18 protein-coding genes are annotated in these 15,858 nt (G+C 45.5%); 9 read left to right on the top strand and 9 right to left on the bottom strand.

The features are described from left to right. Positions 1 to 166 precede the first annotated feature (166 nt). From IQ257_RS17380 to IQ257_RS17355, 6 genes are all read left to right on the top strand, one after another. Positions 167 to 1,978, top strand: a complete 1,812-nt coding sequence (locus IQ257_RS17380) for an alpha/beta hydrolase (RefSeq protein ID WP_193874720.1) — start codon at positions 167 to 169, stop codon at positions 1,976 to 1,978. Positions 1,979 to 2,389: 411 nt separating this feature from the next. Further along, positions 2,390 to 2,626: a hypothetical protein gene (locus IQ257_RS17375; RefSeq protein WP_193874752.1), complete on the top strand. Its 237-nt coding sequence runs from the start codon at positions 2,390 to 2,392 to the stop codon at positions 2,624 to 2,626. Between the two features lie 174 nt (positions 2,627 to 2,800). Next, on the top strand, positions 2,801 to 3,676 hold the full coding sequence (locus tag IQ257_RS17370) for an ABC transporter ATP-binding protein (protein ID WP_193874718.1): 876 nt from the start codon (positions 2,801 to 2,803) through the stop codon (positions 3,674 to 3,676). A 142-nt stretch (positions 3,677 to 3,818) separates the two neighbouring features. Beyond that, positions 3,819 to 4,310: an SMC-Scp complex subunit ScpB gene (scpB, locus tag IQ257_RS17365; protein WP_193874716.1), complete on the top strand. Its 492-nt coding sequence runs from the start codon at positions 3,819 to 3,821 to the stop codon at positions 4,308 to 4,310. A 215-nt stretch (positions 4,311 to 4,525) separates the two neighbouring features. Continuing rightward, positions 4,526 to 4,906, top strand: a complete 381-nt coding sequence (locus tag IQ257_RS17360; protein WP_193874714.1) for a DUF760 domain-containing protein — start codon at positions 4,526 to 4,528, stop codon at positions 4,904 to 4,906. 347 nt (positions 4,907 to 5,253) lie between these two features. Continuing rightward, positions 5,254 to 5,595, top strand: a complete 342-nt coding sequence (locus IQ257_RS17355) for a TMEM14 family protein (RefSeq protein ID WP_193874712.1) — start codon at positions 5,254 to 5,256, stop codon at positions 5,593 to 5,595. Positions 5,596 to 5,891: 296 nt separating this feature from the next. Here the strand turns inward: IQ257_RS17355 and IQ257_RS17350 are convergent, their stop codons facing one another. From IQ257_RS17350 to IQ257_RS17335, 4 genes are all read right to left on the bottom strand, one after another. Continuing rightward, on the bottom strand, positions 5,892 to 6,098 hold the full coding sequence (locus IQ257_RS17350; protein ID WP_193874710.1) for a hypothetical protein: 207 nt from the start codon (positions 6,096 to 6,098) through the stop codon (positions 5,892 to 5,894). Between the two features lie 204 nt (positions 6,099 to 6,302). After that, a complete protein-coding gene (locus IQ257_RS17345) occupies positions 6,303 to 7,592 on the bottom strand; it encodes a DNA cytosine methyltransferase (protein ID WP_193874708.1) in 1,290 nt (429 codons plus the stop codon). A gap of 81 nt (positions 7,593 to 7,673) precedes the next feature. Continuing rightward, a complete protein-coding gene (locus tag IQ257_RS17340) occupies positions 7,674 to 8,873 on the bottom strand; it encodes a hypothetical protein (RefSeq protein WP_193874748.1) in 1,200 nt (399 codons plus the stop codon). A 322-nt stretch (positions 8,874 to 9,195) separates the two neighbouring features. Then, positions 9,196 to 9,615, bottom strand: a complete 420-nt coding sequence (locus IQ257_RS17335; RefSeq protein ID WP_193874706.1) for a hypothetical protein — start codon at positions 9,613 to 9,615, stop codon at positions 9,196 to 9,198. Between the two features lie 11 nt (positions 9,616 to 9,626). On the opposite strand from IQ257_RS17335, the gene IQ257_RS30815 reads away from it, so the two are divergent. Both IQ257_RS30815 and IQ257_RS17325 read left to right on the top strand, forming a co-directional pair. Continuing rightward, positions 9,627 to 9,761 (top strand): hypothetical protein, encoded by a 135-nt coding sequence (locus tag IQ257_RS30815; RefSeq protein ID WP_265584490.1) that lies wholly within the window; start codon positions 9,627 to 9,629, stop codon positions 9,759 to 9,761. A gap of 180 nt (positions 9,762 to 9,941) precedes the next feature. Next, positions 9,942 to 11,327: a serine/threonine-protein kinase gene (locus tag IQ257_RS17325; protein WP_193874704.1), complete on the top strand. Its 1,386-nt coding sequence runs from the start codon at positions 9,942 to 9,944 to the stop codon at positions 11,325 to 11,327. Positions 11,328 to 11,518: 191 nt separating this feature from the next. Here the strand turns inward: IQ257_RS17325 and IQ257_RS17320 are convergent, their stop codons facing one another. The 5 genes from IQ257_RS17320 to IQ257_RS17300 form a co-directional block, all read right to left on the bottom strand. Next, the gene (locus tag IQ257_RS17320; protein WP_193874702.1) at positions 11,519 to 12,910 is read right to left on the bottom strand and encodes a pentapeptide repeat-containing protein; all 1,392 of its coding nucleotides are present in this window, start codon (positions 12,908 to 12,910) and stop codon (positions 11,519 to 11,521) included. Between the two features lie 32 nt (positions 12,911 to 12,942). Next, positions 12,943 to 13,461 carry a DUF29 family protein gene (locus IQ257_RS17315; RefSeq protein WP_193933132.1) on the bottom strand — a complete coding sequence of 173 codons (519 nt, stop codon included), beginning with the start codon at positions 13,459 to 13,461 and terminating at the stop codon, positions 12,943 to 12,945. Between the two features lie 117 nt (positions 13,462 to 13,578). Further along, complete coding sequence (locus IQ257_RS17310) at positions 13,579 to 14,001, bottom strand: HNH endonuclease (RefSeq protein ID WP_193874699.1); 423 nt, start codon at positions 13,999 to 14,001, stop codon at positions 13,579 to 13,581. Continuing rightward, positions 13,998 to 14,360 (bottom strand): hypothetical protein, encoded by a 363-nt coding sequence (locus IQ257_RS17305; RefSeq protein WP_193874697.1) that lies wholly within the window; start codon positions 14,358 to 14,360, stop codon positions 13,998 to 14,000. The genes IQ257_RS17310 and IQ257_RS17305 overlap by 4 nt, the downstream gene beginning before the upstream one ends. A 209-nt stretch (positions 14,361 to 14,569) precedes the next feature. Further along, positions 14,570 to 15,349 carry a pentapeptide repeat-containing protein gene (locus IQ257_RS17300; protein ID WP_193874695.1) on the bottom strand — a complete coding sequence of 260 codons (780 nt, stop codon included), beginning with the start codon at positions 15,347 to 15,349 and terminating at the stop codon, positions 14,570 to 14,572. Positions 15,350 to 15,368: 19 nt separating this feature from the next. Between IQ257_RS17300 and IQ257_RS30145 the strand changes: the two genes are divergently transcribed. Further along, entirely contained in the window at positions 15,369 to 15,596 is a 228-nt protein-coding gene (locus IQ257_RS30145; protein WP_193874693.1) for a hypothetical protein, read from the top strand. Positions 15,597 to 15,858: the final 262 nt, after the last annotated feature.

Raw genomic sequence — 15,858 nt, 5'->3', positions numbered from 1 at the left:
GGTACAGGCTGTGGATATCGAATAGGATAATGTAATGGTGTGGGGAATCAGCTTCAAACGGTTGGACATTGAACTGGCAAGTTTTAGATCCTTGATTTCGGGCGTTCATTCTGCTCGTGTCAGCTCAGACGCTATGGCGATCGCAAAGTAGGTGAGTAGGTACGCCATGGTATCACACGAGTGTTTGCAACCCAGACTCACTGACACGATAGAGAGCTTATCCTGGAAGGCTTGGGCAGTCAAGCTACGCACGGGACTGGGGATTGCTCTGCTGAATCTGGGATTGTCCATCGCTCCGGTGGTAATACCGACTCCAGTGCAGGGAGCGGAGGAGATTTATTTTCCCTACGGTCTGTTAGAATTTTCTCTGCCGATCTCAGCTCTAGAAGCCTATGCCAAAGAAGGCAAAATTGAACCGGAATTAGCCTTTTATGCGAACTATGTAGATCCGCAGCAACTAGAACAGTTGCGCCAAGCCCTGATCACCCCCATTGAGGTTACTCCTGTAGCGATCGCTCAATTTCTCTATTCACCCCAAGGCGAAGCAATCTTGAGACGGTTAGGGGAAGTGATTCAAACCAAAGCCGGTCAAGATGGCTTTTATGCGATTCGGGCGGCACTAATCAAAGCGGCTGCTGATCCAGAGGGTTTTACCCTGTTAAATGTACTGCGGGAGTTTCCCACCTATGGAATTCGGATCAACTCAACCCGTAGTTTTGAGCTGATTGAGGAGTTATCGGCACTTAGCCGACGAACTCAACAGGCGATCGCCACAGTGAATCAGCAATCGTTTACAGAAGCTAGAGCCTGGACTGACGTTGAATATCCTATCCAACTTCCACCGGATTTCTCGGAACTACCCGATTTGCAGCAAAGCGGCTCCTTCACCTATACCAAACAAACGCTGACACTCACTGATCAGAGTCGGGGGCGAAGGTTGCCAGTCGATCTGTATTTGCCCATTCCCTCTAGTCCTCCAAAGGAGGAGACGGCAACGTTTCCTGTGGTTGTTATTTCCCACGGACTCGGTTCCGAGCGGATGACGTTCGCCTATTTAGCCCAGCACCTGGCTTCCTATGGATTTGCCGTCGCCGTACCAGAACATCCGGGAAGTAATGCCGAGCAATTGCAGGCGTTGAGTAAAGGTCTTGCCAATGAGGTAACGCCACCGTCAGAATTAATTAACCGCCCCCTGGATATCCAGTTTTTGCTAGATGAACTAGAACAGGCTTATGGAGAACAGCTAAACTTGCAAGATGTTGGTGTAGTCGGTCAGTCTTTTGGAGGTTACACAGCACTGGCACTAGCGGGAGCCAACATTAATTTCGAGCAATTAGAAGAAGATTGTGCCCAGTTGGATAATTCCTTGAATTTGTCGTTGCTTCTTCAATGCCGTGCCTTAGAGTTACCCCAGACTGACTATCAGTTTCGAGATCCGCGAGTGAAGGCAGCGATCGCTATCAATCCAGTTGGCAGTACAATCTTTGGACAATCTCAATTCAGTCAGATTCAAATCCCTTTAATGCTGGTTGCGGGTAGTAACGATACCGTAGCACCCGCCTTGCCAGAACAGATTCGACCTTTTACCTGGCTAACAACACCTGAGAAGTATCTCGTCTTGCTGAATAAAGGAACGCATTTTTCTGCCCTAGCACCATCACCAGATGACATTGCTCTACCTGCGCCAGTACTCGGTCCTGATCCACAGATTGCTTTCAACTATATGCAGGCATTGAGTGTAGCGTTTTTTAAAACTTATATTGCCGAGCAACCCGAATACCAGCCTTACTTAAATGCTGGTTATGCTGAATACCTCAGTCAAGACCCCATGCCTTTAAGTTTAGTTGAGTCTTTGATGCCGAAACAGTTGGTGGAAACTTCTAGAAATGAGCAGGGTAACAACGAGAGGGGAGAGCAGAGTGAGAGTTATGGACATTCTCCAACTCACCAGCAGAATTTAGTCCCAGTAAACCCCTAAGTTTTTTTCTACACTCAGATCTTGCCACACTGATAATGAACCCCAAGATACCGTAAGGTGGGCAAAAGTAAAGAACGATAGCTGAAGCGTTTTGGTAAAAAAATTAATGCAATAATCAACAATAAGAAAAAACTAACGAACCAACTCTCTAGAGTAGGTACAGTTAGTAGAGCCGAGACGACTTTGTGGTAAATCCTTTCCAGAAAATTCATTTATATAGCAAATTATTGATAGTGGACAATTTATTTTTGGGCAATCCTTTAGGGAAATATACGGAAGCTAATGTAACGAGACGATTAAGTTGGATGAAATCACGGTAGTTGAACCCAAATACTTCCTCCTATCCTCAGGGTGGAGTTGAGTTTTTTAACTCAATCCCCTGCAAATTCTTTATCCCCAGAGGATCAACCGATGAAGGTAGAGTGGAAAAACTTATTAGCTAGAACAACCGTTTGGCTAGCCGCAGAGATTTTACTGAACCTCTTGGGACTTGATAATCTGGCAGACTACAGCGAGTTTATTTTTGAGAAACACGAGGTAGCTGACTTCTTAAACCCTGAGCGATCGCATCCAATACGTTTTCCCACTTACTCCCTTGAAGGCTGTACTGCTACAACCCGACTGAATCACTCACTCATCTCTTCGTAACTTTAGCAGCATTGCTGGGTGAACGGGGAATTGATCCTAATGAACTTGACAAATGACAATTAGACATCCCCAAAAAAGAACCTGGAACCTTTTCGCTACCTAAGCTGAATAGGAATTTCTGAAGAGGTCTAATCAAGATATTATGATTTGTAAAGACCCCTCATTTAGGCACCTATGCCCCCTGCTGTTTCTGTTCAACACGTCCACAAGACTTACGACAAAACCCCCGTCGTTAACGACCTCTCTTTCACTATTGAAGCAGGAGAGATGTTTGGTTTACTCGGTCCCAACGGTGCTGGTAAGTCTACCACCATTCGGATGCTGACCACCCTCACTCGACCGACCCAAGGGCAAATTGAAATTGCAGGTTACAATGTAGTACGAAAACCCTCCCAGGTCAAAGAGAATATCGGCGTTGTCCTGCAACAAATCAGTGTCGATAACGATCTCACCGTTTGGGAAAACCTGGAACTCCACGGACGCCTTCATCACCTATCCAATCCCAAGCGTCAAAGTTTAATCAATCAGTGGTTGGAGTATGTAGAACTGATAGAGAAAAAAGATGCCCTCGTTAAAACCCTTTCCGGTGGGATGAAACGCCGTCTGCAAATTGCTAGGGCACTGTTGCACCAACCCAAAATTCTGTTTTTAGACGAGCCAACGGTTGGACTCGATCCCCAAACCCGCCGTCGCCTCTGGGAAATTATCCGCGATTTGAACCGCCAGGGCATGACTATGCTACTGACTACTCACTATATGGATGAGGTAGAGTTTTTGTGCGATGCCTACGGCACTGGCAAGCCAGGACGCATCGGTATTATGGACGCGGGACAGCTCATTGAACTGGGAACCCTCCAACAGTTCAAAGCACGACATGGGGAAGGATTAATAATGAAACAAGTGGGAGATCGCTTCGAGTACACCTTCTTCCCCACCTTAGAACAAGCCAATGCTTACCTCAATAACTTACCGGATAAAACTGGCATGATGGTTCGTCCCTCAAACCTAGAAGATATCTTCGTCGAACTTACAGGACGGCAGCTTGATTGAGGGAATGGGGAATGGGGAATGGGGTAAGACTAAAAGACGAAATGTAGTACTAGTAGTTTAAGTAACGGTAAGCGTTTACCTATCCGTTACTTCTTCATGCCAAATCCCCTGCCAACCCCATCTTAGAGATTTAAGATCCTTTATGCCTCGTTTAGCCACCCAAATTGAAGCCATACTATATCTGAAGGGAAAGCCGCTCTCGCTGGCAGAGATTGCTGAGTGTGCGGGATGCGATCGCGAAGCGGCTGAAGATGCCTTGCTCGAACTCATGGCAGACTATGCCCATCGGGATAGCGCTTTAGAGGTAGTTGAAACACCTGCTGGGTATAGCTTGCAGTTACGTGCTGCTTTTGGGAATATAATGCAAAACCTCGTTCCTGCTGAACTAGGGGTAGGCGCGTTAAGAACCCTGGCGGCAATTGCCCTCAAACAACCAATTGCTCAAACTGAGCTGATCGAGTTGCGTGGTAGCGGTGCCTACCAACACGTTCAGGAACTGATCGAGCTGGGATTTGTCCAGAGACGCCGACAAAGTGAGGGGCGCTCCTATTGGTTGCAAGTTACCACTAAGTTTCATCAGCACTTTGAAGTAGATCGGTTGGTGCCACCCATGCACGCGCCATCGAAATCCTGATCAAACTTCATCATTTCTTTAAAAAAGGTTTTTTCTTAGACGAGATTTCCGCCAGTTCAGCTCCTGTTGCCCTTTTGACAGTAGCAAGATGAGAGAATTTCCAAATTAGTCTAAATTTCCTGCCAAAGAACGGTAATTCCCTAACAAAAGCACGAGTCGGCAGATCGCACAATCGTTTAGAGTAGAAACTAAGTAAGTCAAATCCGAGAGTCCTAATGGTATTTAACTCTGACTTCCTCAATTCTCCACCTGAAGATGAGCCAGATAACCAACTCCTAAACTATCTCCAACACCAATCCCCTGATGTTCTATCGCGGGTTGCTCGCTCTGCGAGTCCAGAGATACAACAAATTATCTCTCAAAACGTTCAGGGGCTGGTTGGGATGCTTCCTTCAGATAGCTTCAACGTGCAAATCAGCACGGATCGGGAAAACTTAGCTGGATTACTTGCTTCGGCAATGATGACTGGCTATTTCTTGCGTCGGATGGAACAGCGCATGGAGCTAGATGAGACATTGAGCGACTCACTACACTTGCATCGAAAACCCAATCGCAGTGAAAACGCTAATGATTCTTCCCACCATCCCGAACGGTAACGTCCGCGACGTTCCATCCAGCTTTTATCCCCCGTCCTCAGATTGGTGACGGGGGAGTTTTGCTAATATCAACAATTAGGGTTGTGCTGTTGCCATTCCTGCTACAATTGTTTTCTGGCAGTGGCTGGTTCACGACGAGCTCTAAATTCCTGCCGAAAGAAACTTGAAGAGCCTTCTTCACCCAAGTCCCTTGTCTGCGTAAGACTCAGGGAAGGTTGGCAAGTTAACAGACCGCAAAAGAGTAAGACTTTGGTAAATTTAGTAACACAAATCCTCTTATGGAAAGATAATAAATCTACCTTTCTTTATCCTTTTAAGCAATCCATCCTAAGTTAGGTAATTTTTAAATGAATAATTTATTTCAAATAACTCCCTGGTTCATCCTAATTTACGCTTTGCTAGTCTTGGTGGGTGGCGTAATGGGATACTTGAAAGCGAAGAGCAAAGTATCTTTGTTATCGGGTGTGAGCAGCGGTACGGCATTGCTGGCGGCTTGGGTTCTTTGTAGCCGGATACCCGTCATGGGACTGGGATTGGCAACGCTGATTGCCCTGTTTTTGTCTGTAGTTTTTATCACCCGCTTGTTCCGCACCCGTACATTCATGCCAGCAGGATTGATGACGGTTCTGTCTATGGTTGCAACTGGGCTATTTTCAGTGAGTTTGCTGGCGGCAGAAGGCTTATTGTAAGGGAGTAGGGAGTGGGGAGTAAGTAAGTTCACCTCTTGCACCAATCTCAACAAGTCGATTTTAGGTAGGGTGGGCAAACTTTATATAGCGGAAATGGTCATACTACCGTTAGTTGCTTTTACCCACCTTACGGTATTGGGGTTTATTGTCAGTGCTGTAAGATCTGAGTAAGAAAACTAGATGTACCTCACTAGTCTAGGAAATGCAATAATACAAGGATAAGCACTTGAGGCAAGGGGTTTAAATTTAAAATTAAAAATTTGAATTACAGATGGATGAGTTAAAAAGTATCTAGCTCACTCCACTACTTTGATCCAGCCCCGATGTAAGCCTTGATAAATCTGTTCTACGAGGTTTTGCTCTTCAACTGATAGCAAAGCTTTGCCAAGAAGAGCTGACATAAATAAGTGTTGGTCAATGCGAGTAATTTGGCGCAGGAAAAGAATGCGGTTAGCAATTTGATCAACAGGAAATTTCGGGAAACACACTTGCGGGGATTGCATCAGTTCTCAACCTAACTCTCTACCTCTACTATCGGAAATATGCCAAAAAGATGCAGTGATCTCTAGTTTTAGCCGTTAGTGACAATCAATAGAACAAATAGTGATAGCTCTGTTAATTCCAGGTGACAACTAATCAAACAAAACGGTGACAGGCTTTTGGTTACTTAGTGAGCTGAATCACACTTTTTACTGCCTCTGGTTATTTTAAAAGCTAGGGCAGCCCTTTATCTGTAGCTTCCAATACTGAGATGCTTGGGATTGTCTAAACGTGAGCAGTTGGGTGTCTCCCAGTTCTAGGAAAATGGTAGGAACTGAGGGGTTAATTTTCAATACCATAATAATTTGGTAGCCTAAGGCTCGTCCCAACAGGGGGGGGACAGCATTGCCCACCTGCCGAAATCCATGCCATTTGGTGATGTGGAAGCGGAACCAGTCGGGGAATGAATGCAAGCGAGCCGCTTCTCGCACCGAAAGAACTCGCGGATAGTGGGGATGAATGGGACGGGGTGAGGTGTAGCTGCCGCGATCGCAACCCGTGCCGGCTCTTAAGGTGTAGCAGGGTTTGTTCCAGTCTAGGCGTTGCAAGCGACTAATAGGTTCCAATTCCCCCGCTTTCGTCCGATGGAAACGCTCAATGGACTCTTGATTGTGCTGGGTTTGCAGAGAGCTGGTTAATAATCGAGGATTCCAGTGTCGAATATGGGCAAAGTTTTCTGGATCACAAATCACTCCTCGCAGCTTTTCTGCATAGGGCATTGCTAGTGCCTGGATCAGTTGCAGTTGTGGGGGTGTCAGTTCCACACAGTCTGAGGCTTGCAGGGCGGCAAATTCATCTAAGTTGGGCAAATCTGCGATCGCTTCCCCGACAGTTCGGAATTGAGAAGGCGATCGCAATTGGGGTTCGGGGTAAGTAAGCGGCACTGCTCCCACCTGAGTCCCCAGTAAAAATAATCGCTTTCGTTGTTGCGGTACACCAAAATTTACAGCATTCAACACCTGCACGGGTTTGGTAATTTCGTACCCACCTGCTTGAAACTCATACACTAGCTGCTCTAGGAGTTGTTGGTATTTCCGCTGACCTAAACCCGGCACATTCTCCATCACAAAATAACGGGGCTGGAGTTCTTTGACGAGACGGCAGAACTCAAACACTAAAGAGTTGCGCGGATCATCCACTTGGCGCTTGCCCATCAGCGAAAACCCCTGACAGGGAGGACCTCCAAACACTAAATCAATTCCACTAGAGACTCGATTAATCCGACTTCGACACGACCAATTACGCACCACCTCCTGAATCTGCGTTCCCTTCAAGCTGAAGATATCGGAACACAAGACTCGGGTATGGGGAAAATTATAGGCATAGACAGCAGCGTGGATGGGATCTTTTTCTACGGCGACTGCCACATCAAACCCTGCCTGCTCAATTCCCAAAGAAAACCCACCGACACCAGCAAATAAATCGATTGCCACGGGTCGGTGTCCAAAATTTGCCATGCCCTCGTCCATTGCTTGAATCTATAAAAGATATTCTGACTTGGGATGGCGACTTGGAGTATATCCCCAATCAGTAACTGTTCATGGCAATGGCAGTGTGCCGAAGATTTTCCGGTTTTTCAAGCTAGAAATACGAATAGAATCGCCCTCTTTTACGGACTTGTCTGGTGTCCACTCATATACCCCATCGCTGGCGGTACGGGGAGAAATATCTTGGATGGGTTTATTCCCCTCGTATAATTCAATCGCCACTTCATCGTCGAGATTGTCCCTCCACAAGATAAGATAGGGCTGATTCTCCTCAACCTGCACCTTACCAGCAGGCTGGCTGACTTTGATTTGCGGCGAAATTGACGTTTTGCCTCTCTGGTGAAATCCTAAGTAATGGGGGAGGTTGGGGAAGGTAGGACTATCGTTCTGATTAGCCAGTTGAGGTAGCACAATCTTTCCCATCCGGGAATTGAACAGGTAAGTTGAACTGCCGCCATCAATGGTTATAATCTCCCCTTTGACGCCTAATTGACGTAATAAATCAGCGGCTTTGTCCAAGGTCGCTTTGTTTACAGTCATAATTAACAACAGCTCGTCGCCAATATTACCATCAAAGTCCAGCGTACCGATAACATGATATTTATTTTCTGGGTTTTGGGCTAATACTTTCGCTGGATGGTCGCTGTACTGATAAGTAACGATCGCATTTTTAACATCAGTTTCATTCAGGGGCGCACCCGTAGCTGGGTCGTAATCTGCAATATAGGCTTGCTTGTCATCCCACACTAAAGCTTTCAGGCGAATCGTTCTGTAAAATTTATCCTTCGGTTGGTCGATCGGACCATAGGGACTATTTCCAGCCGTGATAACTTCGCTATTGAGTTTAATAGGAAAGGATAACTGTGTACTGGATTGGTATTGCTCAAAAAATGAACAGTTGATGATAGAAAAGACTGCACCACCATACAACTCTTGGTACTCATTGGTTACTTCCTCAAACAGCTTATTTTTAAAAAATGGGCTATAGTATCTGGCTTCTCCTTGATAGTATTTTCCCTGCTCCAGACCCATATTATCGACCTCTCCGACCAGTTGGTCGATTTGCATTTTTTGCAGATCAATGACTTGCAGATAGGCTGTGTTGCTATCAGTTAGTTGCTGTTTGTAGAATCCGGCACCGTCTATAACCTCAAGGGGTTGATAAGAAGAGGGAGGGGTAAAGCTTTGGGGAGTCCCAAAGTTACTGATCATGGCAATAAAGAAAGAAAAGAGGTTGCTGACAACATTCATTCGATGCAATCTAGACACTGTTTGTGAGGTAAGAGCCTGCCAGGGCTTTTCGATTCTGGCAAGAATTGTCCTACTGCGTCCACGATATCAGGCGATCGCTTGAATAGCTTGGCTACTGATCTCATCTACCAACTGCTTTTAACCACATCCACGCATAGCGTTATCTATCCCGCATCCGAATCGCTATGTGCAACAGTTAACTTTCAAGTAGGCGGATGCCAGTTGCTTTCTATCTACAGTGTCCGTGCTTCAACTACATAATCATTGTTGAGCCTCAAGGCAATAACTGTTGCTCGCCCTGTTGGTGTTAAACCTATAATTGCTATACAGGCAACTCAGTTAAAGACGGTATCCGATGTCCTCGCCATCGCAACACAGCCCAAGCATAAGCTTTGCGTAACATTAAGCGATCGACAGATGATCGCAATTCACTCAACTCTTGCCGTTCTTCTGGGCTAATTTCATTAGTTTGGTTTTTCTCCAGCAAAGCAGTGTGACGTGCTTGTTGTTCGGATTTTACTTGAGCTTGGGCGATTTCCAAAAGTTCGTCAATGCTGAGAGTCTGCATAATTATGAGTTCAGCCTGCATTTCTGGTGGGGCATTGTCAGGAGAGGGAGGTAAGTTACTCGTGATGCTTTGGGCAGCAAGGACTTCTAGCGGTTGAGAGGTTGCCTCAGCAATGCGAACCAACTGCTGAAAAACAGGATCGGACAATTCAACGGTGACTCTCTGCGTAGCCATTGCTCAGATTCTTGGCTAATTTACCTCACATCGTAGCAGCGATCGCTCAAAGTTTAGAGGCAATTGTTACCCGCGATACACAGGATTTTTCTAATGCAACCGTACCCGTGTTATCTGTAAGTCAGCTACTGGAACAGTTGGAATAGCTTTGTGATTTGATACTAGTGCGATCGCTCTTTTCGTTGTTTATGAGGGGAGATGCGTGAAGCGTTAGCTATCCCGCAGGGAATCGCATCTGGCAGCGAAATTCCTCATCTCAGTGAAGCCATCCGATGTCTCTTTGAAGCTGTGCCAAAATCAAGGCAAGTGTCTCACATTCATGAGCTATGGCTTGGGCATCAGGACAGAGGTTGCAGGACGGTAAGTACACGATTGAGCAAGAACTAGGTGAAGGTGGCTTTGGTATTACCTATCGCGCTAGAGATAACAATGGGCGAAAAGTTGTGATCAAAACCCTGAATGACAGTGTGCAACGCCGCTCTGACTTTGCCAAATTTCAGCAAGATTTCCTGAACGAAGCGTTAAGGTTAGCCAGATGCTCTCATCCCCATATTGTGCGAATTGATGAAGTCATCCAAGAGGGGCAACTGTGGGGCATGGTGATGGAATATATTGATGGGGAAGATTTGGCCAGTCGAATTGAGAACAAGGGAGCTTTACAGGAAGCTGAAGCCTTACGCTACATTCAACAGATTGGTGAGGCGCTAGCGGTTGTTCATAATAACGGCTTGTTGCACCGGGATATCAAGCCGCAAAATATAATGTTGCGCTCTGGTAAGTCGGAGGCTGTGTTAATTGATTTTGGCATTGCCCGTGAGTTTACCCCGAATTTAACTCAGACCCATACGCAAATGCTGTCCGATGGCTTTGCACCAATTGAGCAGTATGACAAACGAGCAAAACGGGGTGCTTACACTGATGTTTATGCTTTAGCCGCAACGCTGTACTCGCTGTTAACTGGAGAAGTGCCAACGCTTGCTCCACTCCAAGCTATTGGTACGCCTTTAGAACCACCACAACAGATTAATCCGAATATCAGCAACAGGGTGAATCAGGCAATTCTCAAGGGGATGGAGGTAAAAGCAGAGAATCGCCCCCAGTCAGTGCAGGCGTGGCTGCGACTCCTGAAAGATCATAGTGTTGCTCCAGCTATCCTCAAGCCGATACCAGCACCTCATCAGCCTGTTAATCCATCGCCGCTACCATCAGTCAGCCATCAGTCTACTCAACAATTACCGCCACCCCCTCTCCAAGTCCAACTCATCTCAGCTGTGAGAGCAGATTATCGCAAATTACGTGATTTACTGGCTGCTAGCAAGTGGAAAGAAGCGGATGAGGAAACAGCTAAACAGATGCTGAAGGTAGCGAGAAGAAAAAAAGAAGGTTTCTTAGGAAATGGAGATATCGACAGGTTTCCTTGTGAAGACCTACGTACTATTGATCAACTCTGGGTAAAATACAGCAACGGACGCTTTGGCTTTTCTGTCCAAAAGCGTATCTACAAAAGTTTGGGGGGAACCCGAAATTACGATGATAAAATTCGGGAAAGTCTTGGTGATTGCGTAGGTTGGCGTGTGAATAACTCTTGGCTGCTAATGTCAGAACTCACATTTGCCCTAAATGCCCCTCTAGGGCATCTCCCCTATCTTTATATTTTTCCTTCATCTTGTGAGGGGACTTTATTCTGTAGGGTTGAGGCTTGTGGATTGTAAAATCCATTTGTTCCAAGGGATTTTCAAAATTTACTTTTTACCTTTTTAAGATAAGCATCAGTAGTCATTAGAGTAACAAGGACTACCCTATCAAAAGTGATCCCTCGCTCCTTAACCTTTGAAATCTCTAACCCAGTTGTTGATGAGTGCAAGAGGTGAGCAAATATTTATCTTGACCTCACTGCTGTATCTCACTCGGATTCCGTCCAATGTTCCGGTACTTTGAGATTCTCCGGCAGGCGAGTTGTGTTCTTATTTCCGAATGCCTTTTCAATCTGCTCTTGCTTGAGGTTTTTGGCTCCATTAAGGTCTGCCCCTTGCAGTTTGGCGTTATAGAGGTTTGCTCCTTCCAGGTTTACTCCAATAAAATCAGTAGTTTCTTCCATGTTGGCTTCACTGAGATCTGCTCCTTGTAAGTTAGCTCTATCAAGTCTTGCCCTTCTCAAGTCGGCTCCTGTAAGGTTTGACCTTTGCAAATTGGCGTCACAAAAGCTTGCCTCTTGTAGGTTAGCTTCCTTGAGTCTTGCCCCTTGCAGGTTGGCTCCAGGGAGTTTTGCCCTTGCCAAGTTTGCTGATCGGAAAAGCGTTCCTTGCAGTTGGGCGTTCCAAAGATCTGCCTCTTGTAAGTCAGCTAGATCGAGTGTTGCCTCTTCCAGATGGGCGTCAATGAGGTTAGCCCTGTGCATTTTTGCTTTGAAAAGTTCTGCTTTTTGTAGGTTGGCTTTACGAAGTTTTGCTTCTTCGAGGTGGGCATCCGTAAGGTTAGCCTCTTGTAGATTGGCTCCATCAAGCAATGCCCTTTGCAGCTTGAATGCAATGAGGTTTGCTCCCCGGATGTTGCTATTGCGTAAATCAAGCCTCTGACCGTCTGGGTCTTTTTTCAAATCGCGCCGTCCGATAACGGTAAGAGCTGCTTGAATATCAACCCGAAGTTTTAGGGGTGGCTCTTTGCCCTCTGGCTTTTTCTCTTCCAATGGAGCTTTTAAAGAAGTCTGCTCTCGTACAAAAGCAGTGAGAACTTCCATAATTGCCCAGTGGTCATCTTTGGAATTATTGGCAATTCGTTCTAGAGCATATATTCCCCCTATACGAGTTGTAATTTCTTTACTGGAAATCAATTCAATAGCCTTAGTAAAGCGTTCTGTAATTTGTTTGTCTTGTGCTGCCTCTGCATTTTTGAGAGCAGCCTTTGCATTTTCTAAGGCAGCTTTAGCACTCTTATTAGCAGCGATCGCGCTTTTATTAAAAGCTTCCTCCCGCTTTCCCGTGTAATAAAGATTAAAGACAACTCCTATCGCACCCAAACTTGCTGCAATAGTTGTAAGGAACTGTAGCCGAGCAGCTCTGATCCGCTCCCTATAATCAAGATATTCTTTTACTGCTTCTACTGTTAGTAGATTAGAGAAGTTGTCTGGCAGCTCATCAGGCCAACCTACGCCTAACCAAAATCCAATGATAACTATAGCTCCAATAATAAGGAGAATAAATATTGATACTTCAACCTTCAAGCCGTTACTTTGTTCGCCTGTTTTCTTGTCATTCAAACCCATAACCTTGTGTTCTACTTTAGCTGTGTCAGTCATAAACCCCAAACAAAGCAGCCAGAGAGCTAGTTTTATCGCCTACCCTCTTTCCACTCTTCCCCACCTGGTAGCTGAACTAAATTCTCATCAATGATTGCTAGTAACGTCTTTGCCGAATGTTCGTAGGTTAAATCGAGCAACCTCCGAGCAGTGATAACTATCTGTGTTCTATCCACCAATTCTGAGAGTTGAAAGGAATTATAAGTACCCTCCATAACTTCCACACTCGCCGGACGAATTGCCGCCTCAATTGCCTCTTCTAAAAAAGGCTCCCATTCATCTTGCTTGATATAGTAAGACGTTTTATTCTCTTTGAGATTTAATTTTTGAATTTGCCTAAGAGAATCTGAAATTGAAGCCACCCAAGAATTAGTTAAACGCTGCTCAATTTGGTTTTTAATCAAGTGAACCAGCATTCTGACTAGAAACGATTCGATATTACGGAGGATTGCTTGTTTACTCATCCCCTCTAGCTCATCTACAATCGCCAAAGCATCTGCATAGCGTCCTTCTAAGATGCTAGTTCTTAGGTCGATTAGTTCTTGAGTCATAATGCCACCTTCACAGATAGGCGCTGATACGCTGAATATAGCACCGTTGCCCAAGAGGGGAGGAGAGTGCAGGCTGACAACGCTAAAATTGCAGACAACTACAACTAAATATTTGCTCTAGTCAGCCAGGTTGAACATCTCAGCTTCTATGAGTAGCTTACGCTCTTCCACTCTGTCAGGGCGGTTCAGTTGTAATAGGCGAAATGTCACGCGACCTTTGGGTGTTAGAGGGATAAACTCAGCCTCACTGAGTCGAAAATGCTCATACCACTTGTCCCGACGAGGATTGTAGAGCGGAACTACTTCACCTGTCTCTGGATCGATTGATGCTATATCGCTTCCCTTATGTTTGTTGCACAGCGTACATGAGAGCGCCAAGTTATCAGCTTCGGTTAATCCGCCGTGCTTTTCAGCAATGATATGGTCTATTTCGTGAGGGGCGAATGCAGTTACTTCAGAAATCAGGCAATATTCGCAGCATCCTTTGGCGCGATCGCAAACCAGGCGTCGTAGCGCAGATGGAATATAGGTGCTGCTCATTCCTGGCTCAATTCCTTGAGTTTTAGGTATGCTTTCGCCTTCGCCATCCGGATTAAGTGTTCAAGGTATTGATATTGCTCCCAAATCTGTGACTCGGCAGGTGTTAAACCTTGGGTGCGGTTCTTTTCTAGGAGACTACTAATCTGAGTTTGCAAAGCTTCGGAGGGACGCAGGGCAATAATTTCTTCGGGTGTGGGGAGTGTTGCTAAAAATTCCAATACTTCGGCTACACCTGTAAATCCCATTTGAGAACTGGCGTTCAACTCCCGCAATCCCAATTCCAAGATTTGCGGTAGTTTGTCTTCTAGCAAACTCAATCGCGATACGAATTCTTCGGGGAGATCGAGCGTAATCTGCATTATGACCTCTGTGAAGCTTTGAAATAACTATAACAACTGTAAGTATTCCCCTTCAGCAGAGCGTTAGGCAAAGAGCGATCGCTCTTTTCGTTGCTTATGAGGGGAGATGCGATCGCAAATTCAACCTATCTAAGATGTCTTGCCGACAATATTCGAGTTCCAGTGGAGGATGCTTACTCTACCAAGCCACCTGCCATCACTGCTGTGTATCACTTAGATTCCGTCCAGTGTTCCGGTGCCTTTAGATTCTCCGGCAGGGAAGTATTATTATCTCCGTTCGCCCCTTGAATCTGATCAGATTTAAGGTTTCTGGCTTTTTTGAGACGTGCCCCTTGCAGCTTGGCTTCACTCAGGTTTGCCCCTTGTAGGTTAGCTTGACGGAAGTTTGCCTTTCGCAGATTGGCTCCACTCAGGTCTGCCCATCGTAGGTTAGCGTTGGTGAGTATTGTGTTCTCTAACGTAGCATCCATGAGCATTGCACCTTCCAAGTCAGCTTTAATGAGTTGTGCTTCCGTTAGGTCAGTACAAGAGAGTTCGGTTCCTTTGAGGATAGCTTCTTTCAGCCATGCCTTCTTTAAGTTGGCTCCCGGAAGCTCTGCTCCCTCCAAATTGGCTTGAGTAAGGAACGCACTGTCGAGGATTGCTGTATTGAGGTTTGCCTTCTTTAAGTTGGCTCCCATAAGGTCTGCTTCCTCCAGGTTAGCTTTAACAAGGATCGCACCTTCCAGAATTGCTGCATTAAGGTTTGCTTTTTTGAGATTGGCTCCATTAAGATTTGCTTTCTTGAGATTGGCTCCACTGAGATCTGCCCCTCGGATGTCCGTATTATGTAAATCAATCCTCTGATTTTCTTCCTCGTTCTGCCAATGGCGGCGTCGGATAACGGTGAGAGCTGCTTGAATATCTGTGGGAATTGTTGGTAATTGCTCCCGCTCTCCCTCTTCCTTCAAAGAACGATTCTCTCGGACAAAAGCAGTGAGAACTTCCATGATTGTCCAGTGGTCATCTTTGGAATTATTAGCAATTCGTTCTAGAGCATATATTCCCCCTATACGAGTTGTAACTTCTTTACTGGAAATCAATTCAATAGCCTTAGTAAAGCGTTCTGTAATTTGTTTGTCTTGTGCTGCTTCTGCATTTTTGAGAGCAGCCTTTGCATTCTCTAAGGCAGCTTTAGCAGTTGCATTAGCTGCGATCGCACTTGCATCAAGGGCTTTTGCTCGCTTCGCTGCGTAAAAAAGGTTGCCGAGGATTGCTATTCCTCCAAATATGGTAGCTACAACTTTTAATCCTTCAATAACAGACTTTATTCCCTTATCTCTAAGCTCAAAATATTCTTTTGGTTCTAGAATACTAAATCTGTCGTGACTAAGAGTATTCCAACTAAAAAATGATCCAAAACTTTAGTCACTTCGACAAAAGATTTCAACGAACCATTTTTTCAAAGTTGGTAAGCGGTAAATCTGCTCTTCGATTTGGGCCATTGCTTGTTGTGTAA

Origin of the sequence: Coleofasciculus sp. LEGE 07092 (assembly GCF_015207375.1) — a bacterium.
In the GTDB taxonomy this organism is placed as follows: Bacteria; Cyanobacteriota; Cyanobacteriia; order Cyanobacteriales; family Coleofasciculaceae; genus LEGE-07092.
The sequence above is the reverse complement of the archived record's forward strand: the minus strand, read 5'-3'. Positions and strand labels throughout refer to the sequence as shown.